This window comes from Streptodolium elevatio (genome assembly GCF_040649515.1).
GTDB lineage: Bacteria > Actinomycetota > Actinomycetes > Streptomycetales > Streptomycetaceae > Yinghuangia > Yinghuangia elevatio.
The window spans coordinates 81,127-95,637 of sequence record NZ_JBEZFP010000012.1 but is presented as its reverse complement, the minus strand read 5'-3'; the positions used below and the strand labels follow the sequence as shown (position 1 = coordinate 95,637).

Annotated in this window: 14 protein-coding genes and 1 tRNA gene; 6 read left to right on the top strand and 9 right to left on the bottom strand. The window is 70.4% G+C overall.

The annotated features are described in order from the left end of the window. Window positions 1–50 precede the first annotated feature (50 nt). A complete protein-coding gene (locus AB0C36_RS07330) occupies window positions 51–503 on the bottom strand; it encodes a DUF6247 family protein (RefSeq protein WP_358350559.1) in 453 nt (150 codons plus the stop codon). 187 nt (window positions 504–690) lie between these two features. On the opposite strand from AB0C36_RS07330, the gene AB0C36_RS07325 reads away from it, so the two are divergent. Continuing rightward, window positions 691–1,134: a PaaI family thioesterase gene (locus AB0C36_RS07325; RefSeq protein ID WP_358350556.1), complete on the top strand. Its 444-nt coding sequence runs from the start codon at window positions 691–693 to the stop codon at window positions 1,132–1,134. Between the two features lie 163 nt (window positions 1,135–1,297). Here AB0C36_RS07325 and AB0C36_RS07320 read toward each other — a convergent pair whose 3' ends face one another. After that, window positions 1,298–2,014 carry a TetR/AcrR family transcriptional regulator gene (locus AB0C36_RS07320; protein ID WP_358350554.1) on the bottom strand — a complete coding sequence of 239 codons (717 nt, stop codon included), beginning with the start codon at window positions 2,012–2,014 and terminating at the stop codon, window positions 1,298–1,300. A 118-nt stretch (window positions 2,015–2,132) separates the two neighbouring features. Here AB0C36_RS07320 and AB0C36_RS07315 point away from each other — a divergent pair, with 118 nt between their 5' ends. Next, window positions 2,133–2,867 carry an SDR family oxidoreductase gene (locus AB0C36_RS07315; protein ID WP_358350552.1) on the top strand — a complete coding sequence of 245 codons (735 nt, stop codon included), beginning with the start codon at window positions 2,133–2,135 and terminating at the stop codon, window positions 2,865–2,867. 66 nt (window positions 2,868–2,933) lie between these two features. On the opposite strand, the gene AB0C36_RS07310 is transcribed toward AB0C36_RS07315, so the two are convergent. The 3 genes from AB0C36_RS07310 to AB0C36_RS07300 all read right to left on the bottom strand — a co-directional run bounded on the left by AB0C36_RS07310 (window position 2,934) and on the right by AB0C36_RS07300 (window position 5,936). Beyond that, the gene (locus AB0C36_RS07310) at window positions 2,934–3,395 is read right to left on the bottom strand and encodes a GlxA family transcriptional regulator (RefSeq protein WP_358350549.1); all 462 of its coding nucleotides are present in this window, start codon (window positions 3,393–3,395) and stop codon (window positions 2,934–2,936) included. Window positions 3,396–4,086: 691 nt separating this feature from the next. Next, window positions 4,087–4,479: a cupin gene (locus AB0C36_RS07305; RefSeq protein ID WP_358350547.1), complete on the bottom strand. Its 393-nt coding sequence runs from the start codon at window positions 4,477–4,479 to the stop codon at window positions 4,087–4,089. Beyond that, complete coding sequence (locus tag AB0C36_RS07300) at window positions 4,476–5,936, bottom strand: MFS transporter (protein ID WP_358350544.1); 1,461 nt, start codon at window positions 5,934–5,936, stop codon at window positions 4,476–4,478. The genes AB0C36_RS07305 and AB0C36_RS07300 overlap by 4 nt, the downstream gene beginning before the upstream one ends. Before the next feature lie 58 nt (window positions 5,937–5,994). Here AB0C36_RS07300 and AB0C36_RS07295 point away from each other — a divergent pair, with 58 nt between their 5' ends. Together AB0C36_RS07295 and AB0C36_RS07290 are read left to right on the top strand one after the other, a co-directional pair. Continuing rightward, on the top strand, window positions 5,995–6,663 hold the full coding sequence (locus AB0C36_RS07295) for a TetR/AcrR family transcriptional regulator (protein WP_358350541.1): 669 nt from the start codon (window positions 5,995–5,997) through the stop codon (window positions 6,661–6,663). Window positions 6,664–6,915: 252 nt separating this feature from the next. Further along, on the top strand, window positions 6,916–8,241 hold the full coding sequence (locus tag AB0C36_RS07290; RefSeq protein ID WP_358350538.1) for a sensor histidine kinase: 1,326 nt from the start codon (window positions 6,916–6,918) through the stop codon (window positions 8,239–8,241). Between the two features lie 352 nt (window positions 8,242–8,593). On the opposite strand, the gene AB0C36_RS07285 is transcribed toward AB0C36_RS07290, so the two are convergent. The 3 genes from AB0C36_RS07285 to AB0C36_RS07275 all read right to left on the bottom strand — a co-directional run bounded on the left by AB0C36_RS07285 (window position 8,594) and on the right by AB0C36_RS07275 (window position 10,829). Continuing rightward, on the bottom strand, window positions 8,594–8,830 hold the full coding sequence (locus AB0C36_RS07285; protein ID WP_358350535.1) for a hypothetical protein: 237 nt from the start codon (window positions 8,828–8,830) through the stop codon (window positions 8,594–8,596). Between the two features lie 956 nt (window positions 8,831–9,786). Beyond that, window positions 9,787–9,860: transfer RNA gene (locus tag AB0C36_RS07280), tRNA-Pro, on the bottom strand. A 72-nt stretch (window positions 9,861–9,932) separates the two neighbouring features. Continuing rightward, complete coding sequence (locus AB0C36_RS07275) at window positions 9,933–10,829, bottom strand: metallophosphoesterase (RefSeq protein ID WP_358350533.1); 897 nt, start codon at window positions 10,827–10,829, stop codon at window positions 9,933–9,935. Window positions 10,830–10,940: 111 nt separating this feature from the next. On the opposite strand from AB0C36_RS07275, the gene AB0C36_RS07270 reads away from it, so the two are divergent. Continuing rightward, on the top strand, window positions 10,941–11,396 hold the full coding sequence (locus tag AB0C36_RS07270; protein WP_358350530.1) for a GatB/YqeY domain-containing protein: 456 nt from the start codon (window positions 10,941–10,943) through the stop codon (window positions 11,394–11,396). 91 nt (window positions 11,397–11,487) lie between these two features. Here the strand turns inward: AB0C36_RS07270 and AB0C36_RS07265 are convergent, their stop codons facing one another. Continuing rightward, the gene (locus tag AB0C36_RS07265) at window positions 11,488–13,812 is read right to left on the bottom strand and encodes a transglycosylase domain-containing protein (protein WP_358350527.1); all 2,325 of its coding nucleotides are present in this window, start codon (window positions 13,810–13,812) and stop codon (window positions 11,488–11,490) included. Window positions 13,813–14,168: 356 nt separating this feature from the next. Here AB0C36_RS07265 and AB0C36_RS07260 point away from each other — a divergent pair, with 356 nt between their 5' ends. Then, complete coding sequence (locus tag AB0C36_RS07260; protein ID WP_358350524.1) at window positions 14,169–14,492, top strand: WhiB family transcriptional regulator; 324 nt, start codon at window positions 14,169–14,171, stop codon at window positions 14,490–14,492. Window positions 14,493–14,511 lie beyond the last annotated feature (19 nt).

Sequence of the window (14,511 nt, the reverse complement as noted above, 5' to 3'; positions counted from 1 at the left end):
GCCACGCTCCACGAACAGCGCGAGCAGGCCCGCTTTCGACACTCCGGCGGCTACTGCGGACCCAGGCGCTCGGTGACCCGGTAACCGAAGGCCAGGTAGCGCAGCGGGAGGTGGTCCAGCGTCACGGCGGCCTCCTCGGCGGCGTTCCGGAACGCCTCCTCGAACCGCACGATGATGGCCGTCGCCTGGTTGCCGAAGGCGAACGCCGTGTGCCGGCAACAGGTTTCGTCCTGCGGGACGCAGTGCGCGTGATCGGCGTGTCCGGCCACCGTGTCGCGGTCGATTCGCGCCACGGCGGGGTCGCCGCCGGAGGCGATCCACCACCTTCGGACCACTTCGCTGAGCGGTTCCACGTCGTACGTCACGGCCGCCACGTGCAGCGCGTCGTGGAACTCCCGGTCGAACTTGCGCCGTTCTTCGTCGGACAAGGCCGCGTACACCGCCGGTCCGGTCATCTCCAGTGGAATTGCCGCACCGCGCTCCGTCGAGTGGGTCGCACTCATGGCCACCAGTGTGACCCGCCGCCGCGCCGCACGCGAGGGGGCCTTCCGCATGAGGGAGGTCAAATTCGCGTCGGCTGCGGAGTTTCCGCACTCCGGGTCAAGTAGGGGACCCGGCAACGCATTTCGGCACGGCAATTCGCGGCGTCGTCACCCTGCCGGAGAGGGTGCTCGGGACTAGGGTCCCCCCATGACGACTCATGCGGAGAGGCAGGGCCCGTTCTGGGACGTCCTGGCGGGGCGTACCCCACCGCCGCCCGCGGCGGAGACGCTCGGGTGGGAACTGGTCGCGGTCGACCCCGAACAGGGCACCATCGAAGTCGCCTTCCAGGCCACCGAACGCTTCCTCAACCCGGCAGGCGTGGTCCAAGGCGGGTTCCTGGCCGCGATGTTGGACGACACGATGGGCCCGGCCCTCGTCGCGACCCTGCCCCACGGCCAGTTCGCACCGACGCTCGACCTGCACGTGCAGTTCCTGCGTCCGGCCCGCCCCGGCCGCCTGCTCGGCCGCGGGCGAATCGTCCAACGCGGCAGGGAAGTCTGCTTCCTGGCCGGCGAACTCCTGTCCCCGGAAGGCAAACTCGTAGCCGTAGCGACCGCGACAGCCCGTATCCAGGGCGTACCGGCGTCCTGAAAACCGACCGACCGGAATCACGCCGGGCCTTCACGCCGGGAATCCCACCGCCCAGTATTCCGCCGGTAGTTGGTGGTCGCGCCGCGAACGGACGGGACGGCACGACCACACCGCCCCGGATCCGGTCATTCGGTCTCCGGTCGTTCGGTCCCCGGTCATCCGGTCATCGTGATCCGCTGCCCGTCATCCGGTCGAGCCACCTGAGGAGCAGGGCCGACTCCTCGGGCTCCAGTGCGTCGGCAGCGGCCAGTTGCAGTTGCGCGCGGAGTCGCCGCGCGGCCGCGCGTACCGGATCCTCGTCGTCGCGTGCCGCGTCGGACGCCGGGCTCTCGGTGAGGACGCGGGCGAACACCGCGTCGCGGAGTCGGTGCGAGCGTTCGACGCTGTCGAACCGCGCGGGTTCGGCGATGTGGTCGAGCGCGATCCCGACATTCGCGGCGAGCGCCATTTCGGCCGCCGCCCGTGGTTCGATCCGCAGCCTGCCGACTGCCGCACACCGCACCAGGGCCGCGACCAGGAGGTCGAACACCCGGTCGCGCGCTCGGGAGTGCGACCACGGGCGCGGCGCGAACATCAGCTGGTAGAGCGCCGGGTTGTCCCGGGCGAACGCCATGTGGCCGTCCCAGCCGGCCAGCAGGTCGGCCACGGGATCGCCGGTCTGCTCCTGGGCCGCCTTCAGCTGCGCGTACCGCTCGTAGCCGTGGTCGGCGACCGCGTCGAGCAGGCCGCGCTTGTCACCGAACAGGCGGTACAGCACCGGCTGGGTCACGCCCACGGCCTCGCAGACCGACCGGGTCGCGATGTCGAAGTCCGGCGAGGCCGCCAACTGCCCCTCGGCGGCTTCGATCATCTGCGCCCTGAGCTGCTCCGTCTCCACCATGGAATCAATGATACGTGTCAGTGCTAGCGCCGGTACGCGCGCGGTGCTACCGTCGATACATAACGTCGATACGAGTCATTCATATCGCCGATACAACGGACCGAATCGGAGACTTCCCATGAACAGCGAGCGCGTCGCCGTCGTCAGCGGCGGATCCCGGGGGATCGGACGAGCCGTCGCCCAGACGCTGGGCGGCCAGGGCTACGCGGTGGTCGTCGGCTACACGTCGGCGGCGGACGCCGCGGCCGAGGTGGTGGACGCCGTCACGGCGTCCGGCGGCCGGGCCGTCGCGGTTCGGGCCGACGTCGCCGACGAACAGGCCGTGGCGGCCATGTTCGACGCCGCCGAGCGGGAGTTCGGCGGCGTCGACGTCGTCGTGAACTCGGCGGGCCGGATGGCACTTTCGCCAGTCGCCGACCTCGACCTGGCCGACCTGGACGCCCAGTACCGTACGAACGTCCGCGGTGCCTTCGTCATGGCCCGCGAAGCCGCCCGCCGCGTCCGGCCCGGCGGTGCCATCGTCACCTTCTCCACGTCGGTCGTCGGGCTGCGCTTCCCCGGCTATGCCGCGTACGCCGCAGGCAAGGCCGCGGTCGAGACGATGACGCAGATCCTCGCCCGAGAACTCCGCGGCCGGGACGTCACCGCCAACGCCGTCGCCCCCGGCCCGACCGCCACCGACCTCTTCCTCGACGGCAAGGACCAGGACACGATCGACCGACTCGCCAAGCAGCCCCCGCTCGAACGCCTCGGCACACCCGAGGACATCGCCGAGGTCGTCGCCTTCCTCGCAAGCCCCGCGGGCCACTGGGTCAACGGCCAGACCCTCCGCGCCAACGGCGGCATCATCTGACGGCAGCCGACAACCACGTCATCGGCGTCACAACCACCAGCAAGCCGCCACGCACACCGCCGGCACTCAAGCCGTGTCCGCGCCTGCCTCCGACTGTCCGTCGGGCGGCGGCGGCACGGACAGGAACGTGTCGCGGTACACGCTGGGCGGTACGCCGACACGGGCCTTGAAGAGCGTCCGGAAGTTGGCGGGCGTCCCCAGGCCGCAACGGCGTGCGACCGCCTCGACGGTCAGGCCGCTGGTTTCGAGGAGTTCACGTGCGCGGGCGAGTCGCGCGTCCAGCAGCCACCGCATCGGCGGCAGGCCGGTGTCGGCGTGGAAGCGTCGGATGAGGGTGCGGCGGGACACGCCCGCCCGGCGTGCCAACTGCTCGACGGTCAGGGGCTGGTGCAGGTTCTCCAGCGCCCAGTTGTACAACTTCGCGGAGCCGTCGGACGGTTCCGGCCGCACCGGCAGGTCGATGAACTGGGCCTGCCCTCCGGTGCGATGCGGTGCGGCCACCAGCAGGCGGGCCAACTGGTGCGCCACGCGGGGGCCATGGTCGCGGTGGACGAGGTGCGGGCCATCTGGTGCCGTGGTTCGGCGACATGCAACGTCACGCGGCCTTCCTTGGTGGGGACCACCACGTTCGTCGAGTCGTCGCCGAACGCCGGGCTTCGGCCCTTCCATGTAGCCGTCCGCCAGACCGCAGTTCGCCAGTGCGTCGACTCCGGAAACCTGGAGCTTCGGCGACGACTTCGACGAGGGACCGGTGGATCCGCTACTCGACGCAGTTCCGCCGTCAGCCGTGGAACCGCGGATGGCCGCAGGGCGTTCACGCTGCCTGTGGTGGACCCACCGATGTCGAACCGCCCGACTCATCTCTGTCGCAGCCCGAGATCAGCAGCGCTGCAGGGACGAGGACGGCAACGGCGAAGCGACGGACGGCCTTACGCCTGCGGAACGTTCTTTCCGAAGGATGTCGGAGCGGCAGACGGCTGAACAAAGAGCCGCCAATGTATCGGCGCCCCCACCGGCCATCGTCCCCGGCTCCGGTCTCATGCGCGTTCCGCACTCCCGGTCGTGCGAACGAGCCGACGGGCGTGCCATCCCTCATAGCTGCGCAACCTGCCGCCCGTCAACGCGCAGTGGCGGCTCCTTGAGTCGGAACCATCTCGCGGGCAGAGTCAGCTGCGCCGGCAGGGGCGGCCCAGCAGGGTGTCTGCCGGGCCGCGGCTGCTCAGTGGGTGGCGGTCCGTGGTTCGAGGCGGGTGCCGTGGCGTCGGCCGATCGACATCAGAGTGCTGGGAGCGTCCAGCTCCAACCGGTGCCAGCGGCCGCGGGGGACGACGACGGCGTCGCCCGCCTGCAATTGCGCCATGTCCTCGGTGCCGCCGGGCTCGGCGGGCCGGAGATAGAGGCGTACGCCGCCGGTCAGGCAGCACACGGCCTCGTCGGCTTCGGGGTGCATCTCCCAGTGGTCGGCGTGGACGTCGGCGTCGGTCTCCACGCGGAAGGCGGCGATCTGCCAGGCGTCGGAGTCGCCTCCTGTCATCTGCCGTTCGACGACTCGGACGTCGCCGTCGGCGTGGAAGTGCAAGGCCGAGGCGAACAGGTCGAGGGTGGTGGTCATGATGCTGTTCCTTCCAACTGCTTGTCGGCCTGCCTCGTTGCCGGGGCAGGCATCTGCGGGTGCGCTGCGCCGGTCCGGCCGCGGGGCAGCACCACGACCGCCACGACGGCCGCGATGACGAAGAGGCCGGCAGCGACGGCCAGGGCCAGGGCGTAGCCGTCGTTGAGGGCCGCCGGGCTGGTGTCCGTGCCGGTGCGGTGTGCAGCGACGGTGGCCAGGACGGCCAGGCCGATGGATCCGCCGAGCTGGCGAGAGCTGTTCATGAGTCCGGACGCCATGCCGGCCTCGTGTCGCGCGATACCGGTGGTCGCGGCGGCGGCGACCGGGGCCAGCACCAGGCCGGCGCCGATGCTCGTGACGAGGGACGGGCCCAGTACGTCCGCGAGGAAGCTGCCGCCGGGGCTGATGCAGGCGAACCAGGCCAGGCCCGCTGCGGCCAGCAGCGAGCCCGGCACCAGGGACGCACGGGCGGCGCGTGCCGCGGTGATGCGGGTCGCCACGACGGTGCCCGCGACCAGGCCCGCACTGAAGGGCAGGAATGCGGCGCCGGTTGCCGCAGCTCCCATGCCCAGGACCTGCTGCATGTACAGGGACACGAAGTAGAACGCTGCGAACTGCCCGGCCGCGGCCAGGAATACCAGCACGTTCGCGCCGGCCACCCAGCGGCTGCGCAGCAGCCCGAGGCGCAGCAGCGGCGCGGAGGCCCGGGACTCGGCGAAGACGAAGCCGGACAGCAGGACACCTGCGGCGGCAAGGGTCCCCCACGTCGCGGGGGAGCCCCACCCTTGGGCGTCGGTGCGGACGACTGCGAGCACCAGCAGCCCTACTCCGCCGGAGGCCAGGACCGCACCGGGGACGTCGAGTCTCTCCCGCCGGGCAGGTGCTGCCTCGGACGGCACGCCCGCGAGGACCAGGGCCGAGGCGAAGGCGACGAACGGCAGGTTGATCAGCATGACCCAACGCCAGCCCGCGTACTCGGTCAGCAGCCCGCCGGCCAGCACGCCCAGCGCGCCGCCGGCCGCGTTGACCGCGCTCCACACTCCCAGTGCCCGGACGCGTCCGGGGCCCTCCGCGAACGTGGTGGTGAGCAGCGCCAGCGCTGCCGGTGCGGCTGCCGCGGCGCCCACTCCCTGCCCGGCGCGCGCGGCGATCAACTGCCAAGGGGCCTGAGCCAGCCCGCCGGCCAGTGAGCACACCCCGAAGACGGCCAGCCCCAGCAGGAACATCCGGCGCCGGCCGTACAGGTCGCAGGCGCAGCCTCCCAGCAGCAGCAGGCCGCCGAAGAACAGCGCGTACACGTGCACGACCCACGACAGGTCGAGCGGTGCGAACCCCAGGGCAGTGCGGATCGCGGGCAGGGCGACATTGACCACGGACATGTCGAGGGCGAACACGAACTGGGCGACGGCAGCGGCCGCAAGCACCACGCCGGGCCGCTCAGGCGAGTTTCTATACATGTAAGAAAACTAGCGCCGGACGACCGCCGCTGTCGACATCTGGGGAAAGATGGAGGGCATGTCGCAATCGCCCGCACCGCGCAGAACCCTCGGCCGGCCTGCCCGGATCTCCCGCGAGCAGGTCATCGCCACAGCCCGACGGATCGTCGACGCGGACGGCGTGGACCGGCTGACCATGCGCCGCCTGGCCACGGAGATCGGCACCACGCCGATGGCGCTCTACCACCACGTCCGCAACAAGGACGAGCTGCTCGTCGCCCTGCTGGACGACTACGCCGAACGGGCACTGCGCCGCCCCGAACTGCCCGGCGACCCCCGCGGGCGGGTCCTTGCGGCCGCCGCCGCGATCCACGAGGCCCTGGCCGCCTGCCCCTGGATCACCGAGGTGCTGACCGCCGACGACCTGATGTCCACATCCGCCCTGTGGTTCGTCGAACAGATCCTCGACGGACTGATCGCCTGCGGACTGACACCCGACCGCGCAGTCCACGGCTACCGGGCGATCTGGTACTTCACCGCCGGAGAGATCATCGTCCGGACCACCGCGACCCGGCGGCGCACGGACGACGACCGCCCCACCTACCGCGAGCGCGTCTTCGCCGACGTCGACCCGGACGAACTGCCCCGTTTGGCACAGGCCGCAGGCCGCTGGGCGGCACTGACCGCCGAGGACACCTACCTCGACGGACTCCAAGCCCTGCTCGACGGCCTCCTCGCAGCGCACTGACGGGCGGGCGGGCAGCCGAGCACGCGACTGGCTGGGCCGGTGCCCATGCGAGCCGGTTGCGCAACGGCGCGGCGGAGACCGGCTCGACGGCCGGGACGGCGAGGTCCCCTGTTCCACCCGCAGGCGGCTAGGCGCGGTGCGGTCCGTCGCCGGTGCGAGAGCGACCGGGGTCCTCCATGGGGGCACACCCCACCCCGTCCCCCCCTGGAAACCGGCTGGGCACCGGGCGCACCCTCCGGGCACGATCACCTCATGAACGACACGCGGGACGACACGCGCACGACGACCCCCGGCAGGCCCAGGCAGCGGGGCTCGTTCTGGCGTCAACTGGGCTACCTGTACTCCGGACTCCCGATCGGCATCGCCGCCTTCGCCGTCACGGTGAGCGGCCTCGCCGTCGGCGCGAGCCTCCTGGTGCTGGTCGTCGGCGTGCCGGTGCTTGCAGGGACCCACCGAATTGCGCGGGTGTTCGCAGCCAACGAACGCAGGCGCGTGGAGAAGGCCACCGGGCGTGCGCTCCCACCGCACCACTACAGCGTGCCCCGGCAAAGCGCCCCCAGGTACTGGTGGGCGGCCCTGCGCGACCCGCAGTCGTGGCGCGACACCGCGCACGCGCTCCTGGCCTTCCCGATCAGGGTCGTCACGTTCTCGCTCGCTCTCACGTGGACCGTCGGCGGCCTGGGCGAGCTGACCTACGGCCTGTGGTCTGGGCCGATCCCGCGCGACGAGGGCAAAGCGGGCCTGCTGGACCTCATGTTCGGCATCTCCTCCCGCGCCGCCGACATCGCGTTCAACACCGGCATCGGCGTCGTACTGCTGGCGACCAGCGTGCCGATGGTCCGCGGCCTCACGGCAGTGCACGCCGGCTTGGCGCGCTGGCTGCTGACCAACGAAGCGGCCGCGCTGCGCGCCCGGACCCGGCAACTCGCGGACGGACGACGCAGCGCCGTGGCCGCGGAGGCGCAGACGCTCCGCCGACTCGAACGCGACCTGCACGACGGACCTCAGCAGCGCCTCGTACGCCTCAACATGGACCTCGAAGCGGCCGCCCGCCGCCTCGACGCGGAAGAGTCGGCGCAGGCCCGACTCCTCGTCGACGAAATGATCGGGCAGAGCCAGGAGGCGCTCGCCGAACTCCGCGCGCTGTCCCGGGGGATCGCGCCTCCCGTGCTCGCCGACCGCGGGCTGCGGGCCGCTCTCACGCAGGCCGCCGGACGGTCACCGGTGCCGGCGACGCTGGCCGCCGAGATCGCGGAGGGGCAGCGGTTCCCCTCGGTCGTCGAGAACACCGCCTACTTCGTGGCGACCGAGGCGCTGACCAACGCGGCCAAGCACTCCGGCGCCACCCGCTGCGACGTCTCCCTGCACGCCGACCGCGACGCGCTGCACCTGCGAATCTCCGACGACGGCCGCGGCGGCGCGCACATCGGCAAAGGCCACGGACTCGCGGGCCTGGCCGACCGGGTCGCCGCCGTCGAAGGCACGCTGGAGATCACCAGCCCGCCCGGCGGACCCACCATCGTCGCCGCCACCATCCCGCTCACCGGCGTCGACGACGACCACGGCCCGAGGACCTGACGCGAGAAAGCAGCCGGCCTCTGCAGCGCATCGTGCCCGCCCACAACGCACTGCTGCTGCGCGAAGGACGCGATCGCCTGACCGGCGAAGCAGGCCCGCGAGCCGCCGCCGCGGTCGACGGTGCACCAGAACCCCTCGCCGCGGTGGTCGAGTTCGACCGGACACCGCGCGACGGTGGACGTGCGCATGCTGGCGGCGTTCAGCGGCGACAGGCTGCGTGCGATGGTCGGCATCCGGCGAACCGCCCCGGGCGCGGCCGCTCTGAGATGCTCGCGCCGGCCGCTGACGAGCCTTGTTTTGTTGCCCTGCTGGCCGAGACGCCGACGTCCGCTGAGTGACCGCGTTGGTCCGGTCAACCGTGATACTGGACGGGCCCGTGCTCGTGGCGCAGGTGGTCGTTCAGGACCTGCGAGATCAGGTCGAGCCAGGCTGACCACGAGGAGTTGCCGGCGGAGCCATGGCCATGGGTGTCGGCGAAGAAGCTCCGCAGGGCGGCGTCGTCGTGGAACAGTGCCCGGGCCTCGGCGCACTCGGCGACGATGGTAGGCAACTCCCAGATGCAGATTCCCGTCTTGTGAATGTTGGCCACGCACACGCCGATCCGCTCGGAGTCGGTCAGGTCTTCGTCTTCCCAACCGCTGACCCAGCTCCCAAGCGGTGGGCACCGACGCGGCGAGCTTGGCGTAGGTGTTGGTCTGCCAGGCGTTGACGTAGTCGGCGATGTGGAAGAACACCTCAGCTCGGCCGCCCGGTCCGGAGTCGGCCGCGAGTTTCCTGAGATCCTCGGGCAGTTCGTCAGTTGCCGCCTTGCCGGCTGCCAGCGCGTCTCCGATGCCCCGGACCTGGGCCGCGACCTCGTACACCGTCCGGCCGCCCCGTGCGGAGCGGTCGAGCAGTACGCGCAGCGGCGGTTGCAACGCCGCGGCGCGCTCCTCCGCGTCGACCGGGATGACACCGGTCGGGGAGTTCACGAAGGGATCAAGGAGGAGACGGGCACCGGCATAGCGGAAGTGGTTGCGGAACGGGAGCACAGTGCAGGATCCCCCAGCGGCAGACGCGGACCGGACCGGAAGATCCGGTTGGGAGCATCGTCGGCCACCGTCAAAGCTCCGCCCACCCTTCCGCGCCGGTCGGCCGAGCGCCCGCGGCTTTCGGCCAGAGCGCACTGTTCCGCTGCGAGCACGCCAGGACTGCACCACTGGATGCCGCTGGCCGCCGTCCCAGAAGAGCGCTGGAATCAGATATCCGTCGAACGGCCTTGGCGCGAAACGGCGCCAGAGAGCCGCCTGAGTACGGCTACACAGGGTCAGACGGCACCGTCTGAACACGCGCCTCGGTGGCTACCCCCAGAAATTGGCTCACCCCCACGACCCCCCAAACCAGCCCTGCACCGGCGGTTGCGTCGTCGAGCGAAGGGGGTCTGAGCTGCGGATTTCTGGTCTCCTTGGCTGTTTTGAACCACGATCCCTTTGCAGGTGCCGAAGAGCGCGAGAACGCGTCAGAGGCCCTTCCGGAAGATCCGGAAGGGCCTCTGGTACATCAGCGTCGGGGTGGCGGGATTTGAACCCACGACCTCTTCGTCCCGAACGAAGCGCGCTACCAAGCTGCGCCACACCCCGTTGATGCGCGTTTAGCTTAGCGGACGGGTGGGCCCAGGCGAAATCCGGTTTTGGTGGGGGAGAAGGTGCAGGTCAGGCGGGGGTGAGGGTGAGGAGGGTGGCCTCCGGGGGGCAGGCGAAGCGGAAGCGGGCGTAGCGGGAGGTTCCGCATCCGGCGGAGACGTGGAGGTAGGTCTCGTTGCCGGCGGAGTCGTAGCGGGAGAGGCCCTTGGCGCGCTTGCGGTCGAGGTCGCAGTTGGTGGTGAGGGCGCCGTAGAAGGGGACGCAGACCTGGCCGCCGTGGGTGTGGCCGGCGATGACGAGGGGGTAGCCCTCGGCGGTGAAGGCGTCGAGGGCGCGGCGGTAGGGCGCGTGGACGACGGCGAGGGAGAGTTGTGCGGAGCGGTCGGGGCCGCCGGCGACGAGTTCGTAGCGGTCGCGGTCGATGTGGGGGTCGTCGAGGCCCACGAGTTCGAGTTCGAGGCCTTCCAGCTTGAGGCGGCCCCGCGCGTTGTTGAGGTTCTCCCAGCCGGCGCCGTCGAAGCCGTCGCGCAGTTCGGTCCAGGGGTTCTCGACGCTGAAGCGGCGGGTGCCGTCGTCGCGGCGGAGGTAGCTGGTGGGGTCCTTGGGGCGGGGGGCGAAGTAGTCGTTGGAGCCGAAGACGTACGCGCCGGGGAGGGCGAGGAGGGGGGCGAGGGCGTCGAGGGTCTCGGGCACGGCCTCGGGGTCGGAGAGGTTGTCGCCGGTGTTGAGGACGAAGTCCGGCTTCAGGGCGGCCAGTCGGCGCAGCCAGTCCTGCTTCTTGCGCTGGCCGCACACCATGTGGATGTCGGACACCTGGAGCACCCGGAGCGGGCGTGTGCCGCGGGGCAGGACTGGGACCTCGACGCGCCGGAGCCGGAACGATCGGGCCTCGTAGGCGGCGGCATAGGTCAGGCAGGCGGCACCCGTGGCGGCGATCCCCAGTGGAAGCGCAAACTTCGTTCGCATTCTTCCCATGGTTCCAGAGGTCGGGCTCGGGCGGGGAGCCGCTGGTCTGTGAGGCGTAACGGGTGGCTAATTGGGTGGGGGCGCGCGCGGGGCGGCTGCGACACTGGGGGCATGGGTACCTTCAAGAGCCGCCTCCAGACCGACCTGACCGAGGCCATTCGCGCACGTGACGAGCTGCGTTCCTCGACGCTGCGCCTCACGCTGACCGCGGTGACCAACGAGGAGGTCGCGGGCAAGGAGGCGCGGGAGCTCTCCGACGCCGAGGTGCTGAAGATCGTGGTACGCGAGGCCAAGAAGCGCCGCGAGGCCGCCGAGGCGTTCGAGCTCGGCGGTCGCGCCGAGTCGGCGGCCCGGGAGCGTGCCGAGGGCGAGATCCTTGCCGAGTACCTGCCCAAGCAGCTCGACGACGCGGAGCTGAAGGGCATCGTGGCGGCGGCGATCGCGGAGACGGGTGCCTCGGGGCCGTCCGCGATGGGCCAGGTCATGAAGGTGGTCCGGCCCAAGGTCGGGGACCGCGCCGAGGGCGGGCGCATCGCGGCGGAGATCAAGAGCCAGCTGGGGAGCTGACAGCGGGGGACAGGAACGTGTGAGGCCCGCCCCGGGATCGGGGCGGGCCTCACACGTTGTCCGGGAAGAGATCAGACGGGATCAGACGGGATCAGCGGTCGTTGCCCGGCGGCCTCGTCGTACCCGGGAATCCCGGGATCCCCGGAATGCCCGGTGTTCCGGGATTGGTGGGCGTGCCGGGTCGGCTCGGGTCGGGCTTGTTCTGGTCGTCGTCCGGCTTGTCCTCGGGCTTCGGCGCGTGCTGCGGCGCGGGCGGCGGGATGACGCCGGCGGCCGGCGGGGTGAACCTCAGCTCCTGCTGGCCGGCCAGGGCCTTGGTCATCGCCTTCTGCCAGATCGGGGCCGGGACCGAGCCACCGAAGACCTGGGTGACGCGCTTGCCGCCGATCATGATGCCGCCGGACGGCTCCATGGTCTTCTGCGTCTTCGGACCGCCGACCCAGACCGCCGTGGACAGCTGCGGCGTGTAGCCGACGAACCAGGCGTTCTTCTTCTCGTCCGTGGTACCGGTCTTGCCGGCCGCCTCGCGCGAGATGTTCGCCTGCTTACCGGTACCGCGCTCGGTCACGCCGTTGAGCAGGAAGTTGATGACGTCGGCGTTCTCGGCCTTCATCACCTGGCGGCAGTTGCTGCCGTCGACCGCCGGGATCGGCAGCTTGGTGCCGTCGAGGCGGGTGACCTCGGTGATGGCGCGCGGCTCGCAGTACTTGCCGCGGGCGGCGAAGGTCGCGTACGCGTTGGCCATCATCAGCGGGGTGACGGTGTTGGTGCCCAGGGTCAGGCCGGGGAGCTGGTCGAGCGGCTTGCCGTTGCCCTGGGTGATGCCCATGCTCGCGGCGAGGGTGGCGACCTGGCAGAGGCCGACTTCCTTCGACAGCATCACGAAGTAGGTGTTGATCGAGAACTGGAGCGCGGTCTGCATGTCGTACGTGCCGAACTCGCTCTTCGACTCGTTCTTCAGACCTCCGCCCTTGATGTCCTTGCCCGTCCACGACTCCGCGTACAGGGGCTGGTTCTCGCAGTTGGTGAACTTCTCCTTGTCGTACTTGATGATGTACGAGTCGGTCGTGTACGTCTGACCCGGCGAGAACCCGGCCTCCAGCGCCGCCGCGGCCGTTATGGCCTTGAACGTCGATCCCGGCTGGAAGCCGAACGCCGAGCCGCCCAGCGCCTTCTCCACGGAGAAGTTGATGACGGTCTCGTTCTTGACGTCCTCGAAGCCGTACGGCCGGCTCTGCGCCATCGCCTTGATCTTGCCGGTCCCCGGCTCGACCATCACGACCGCGTCGGCGACCTCCTCCTGCTGGAGCACGCCTTCGGTGGCCGCCTTGTACGCCGCCTCCTGCATCTTCGGGTCGAGCGTCGTCTTGATGCGCAGCCCGCCCGCCCGCCACAGGGCGTCGCGCTCTTCCTTCGTCTTGCCGAACACGGGGTCGTTCTTCATGACGTTGCGCACGTAGTCGCAGAAGAACGCCGACCCGTTGAACTTGTTGGCGACCATGCAGCCGTTCTCCAGCGTCTGCACGTTCAGGTTCAGCTCGGTGAGCTTGGCCTGGTCCGCCTCGACCTGCGGGACCGCGCCGACCTCGGCCATGCGCTGGAGCACGATGTTGCGGCGCGTCTTGGCGGCCTCGGGCTGCGCGATCGGGTCGTACTTGGTCGGCGCGTTCACGACGCCGGCGAGCAGGGCCGCCTGAGGCAGCGTCAGGTCGCGGGCCTTGACGCCGAAGTAGCGGAAGGCGGCGGCCTCGACGCCGAAGGCGCGCTGGCCGAACGGGATGATGTTGAGGTAGCGCTCCAGGATCTGGTCCTTGGTGAAGCGCTGCTCCATCCCGATGGCGTACTTGAGCTCCTTGATCTTGCGGGAGAGCTCCTGCTTCGTGGCGTCCGCGACCTTGGCCTGGTCGTCGCCGGCCAGCTCGACGAAGATGTTCTTGACGTACTGCTGGGTCAGGCTGGAGCCGCCCTGGACCTCGCCGCCGGACTGGTTCTTGACGAGGGCGCGCAGCGTGCCCTTGAGGTCGATCGGCCCGTGCTCGTAGAACCGCGAGTCCTCGATGGCCACGATCGCCTTGCGCATGAGCGGCGCGACGTCGTTGATGCCGACGAGGATGCGGTAACGGTCGTAGACGGTGGCGAGCTGGTTGCCCGCGGCGTCGTAGATCGTCGACGGCTGGGCCAGGAACGGCGCCTCCAACTCGTCGGGGAAGTCGTCGAAGTTCTCCGCGCCGGCCTTCGCGGTCAGACCGAGTCCGCCGACGATGGGCAGCGCGATGCCCGCGACGAGGGCGCCGGCCAGGATGCTGGCGCCGATGAAGGCCGTGAGGCGGCCGGTGAATCCTATGAACGACCGCGGGCGCGTGGGACCTCGACCCGGTGCGCCGGGGCGGGTCCTGCCGGAGGGGGTACGGGCCATGCGGGAAAGACTACGTGGCGAAACCGCCCGCAAGTCGGAGGGACTTCGCCTAGTCTGTAACAGCAGCCGGGGGACAGCTCCCCGTACCTCGTTCACCCTTTCGAGTGAATTCGGGTGAAGGCGGGACCTACCCGGCGGCCCCCCGGCGGGGGACTACGGGCCATAGCCCCTGGTCGCGCAAGAGTTTTCACCCGGACGGGTGGGCCCATATTTGCGCATAGTCCGTCCGGGTCATTCATGACCGCCCAGTAGGGGCTGTTGCGCGCGCCTGTCTTTTCGTAGCGTCCTGCTTGGCAACGGGATTTCCCCGTTGCCGCCGTAGGGGGAGCCTCGAATCGGGAGAGGACGGCACCAGCATGAGCTGGGTTACCGACTGGAACGCACTGGCAGCGTGCCGCGCCAGCGATCCGGATGAGCTGTTCGTGCAGGGGGCGGCCCAGAATCGCGCAAAGGCCGTATGCACCGGATGTCCGGTGCGTACCGAATGCCTGGCCGACGCCCTCGACAATCGGGTCGAGTTCGGTGTCTGGGGAGGGATGACCGAGCGGGAACGCCGTGCTCTGCTGCGCCGCAGGCCGACGGTCACGTCTTGGCGCAGGCTCTTGGAAACGGCCCGCGAGGAGTACGAGCGGGACATCCACGCCGACTACGACAACTTGGGGTTGCGCGCGGCAGGCTGACGGGCGCACTTCAGCACCA

Bases quoted from the DNA above. Each gene is read 5' to 3' on its own strand.
- AB0C36_RS07330 (WP_358350559.1), bottom strand. From the start codon at position 503: ATGAGTGCGACCCACTCGACGGAGCGCGGTGCGGCAATTCCACTGGAG.
- AB0C36_RS07325 (WP_358350556.1), top strand. From the start codon at position 691: ATGACGACTCATGCGGAGAGGCAGGGCCCGTTCTGGGACGTCCTGGCG.
- AB0C36_RS07320 (WP_358350554.1), bottom strand. From the start codon at position 2,014: ATGGTGGAGACGGAGCAGCTCAGGGCGCAGATGATCGAAGCCGCCGAG.
- AB0C36_RS07315 (WP_358350552.1), top strand. From the start codon at position 2,133: ATGAACAGCGAGCGCGTCGCCGTCGTCAGCGGCGGATCCCGGGGGATC.
- AB0C36_RS07305 (WP_358350547.1), bottom strand. From the start codon at position 4,479: ATGACCACCACCCTCGACCTGTTCGCCTCGGCCTTGCACTTCCACGCC.
- AB0C36_RS07300 (WP_358350544.1), bottom strand. From the start codon at position 5,936: ATGTATAGAAACTCGCCTGAGCGGCCCGGCGTGGTGCTTGCGGCCGCT.
- AB0C36_RS07295 (WP_358350541.1), top strand. From the start codon at position 5,995: ATGTCGCAATCGCCCGCACCGCGCAGAACCCTCGGCCGGCCTGCCCGG.
- AB0C36_RS07290 (WP_358350538.1), top strand. From the start codon at position 6,916: ATGAACGACACGCGGGACGACACGCGCACGACGACCCCCGGCAGGCCC.
- AB0C36_RS07275 (WP_358350533.1), bottom strand. From the start codon at position 10,829: ATGCGAACGAAGTTTGCGCTTCCACTGGGGATCGCCGCCACGGGTGCC.
- AB0C36_RS07270 (WP_358350530.1), top strand. From the start codon at position 10,941: ATGGGTACCTTCAAGAGCCGCCTCCAGACCGACCTGACCGAGGCCATT.
- AB0C36_RS07265 (WP_358350527.1), bottom strand. From the start codon at position 13,812: ATGGCCCGTACCCCCTCCGGCAGGACCCGCCCCGGCGCACCGGGTCGA.
- AB0C36_RS07260 (WP_358350524.1), top strand. From the start codon at position 14,169: ATGAGCTGGGTTACCGACTGGAACGCACTGGCAGCGTGCCGCGCCAGC.